We start from the raw sequence: 338 nt of genomic DNA, 5'->3' as shown, positions 1-338 counted from the left end.
CCACTAAGCAAGCACAAGCATGGGAATTTATCAAAGATTTGTATGACGATAAAGGCAATACGGGTTTGGATACGCAAGTTGGTGAACGGGGCGTCAAACTCTCTGGCGGTCAGCGCCAGCGTATTGCCATCTCACGTGTTCTGCTAAAAAATGCGCCTATCCTACTCTTGGATGAGGCGACAAGTGCGCTAGACTCTGAGATTGAGTTTGCCATTACCGAAAGCTTGAACGATATCATGACGGGCAAAACGGTGATTGCCATTGCTCATCGTCTCTCTACGATTGCCGCGCTTGACAGACTGGTAGTCATGGATAAAGGTCAAATCATTGAGCAAGGC

1 protein-coding gene is annotated in these 338 nt (G+C 47.9%); it reads left to right on the top strand.

Annotated elements, in window-relative coordinates; all coding sequences use genetic code 11:
- Positions 1–338, top strand: a 338-nt coding sequence (locus tag AAEZ22_RS18260; protein WP_352298421.1) for an ATP-binding cassette domain-containing protein, incomplete at both ends; no start/stop codon positions are given.

The sequence above is a fragment of the Pseudoalteromonas sp. 20-MNA-CIBAN-0454 genome (assembly GCF_040308685.1).
Classification (GTDB): Bacteria; Pseudomonadota; Gammaproteobacteria; order Enterobacterales; family Alteromonadaceae; genus Pseudoalteromonas; species Pseudoalteromonas nigrifaciens.
The sequence above is the reverse complement of the archived record's forward strand: the minus strand, read 5'-3'. Positions and strand labels throughout refer to the sequence as shown.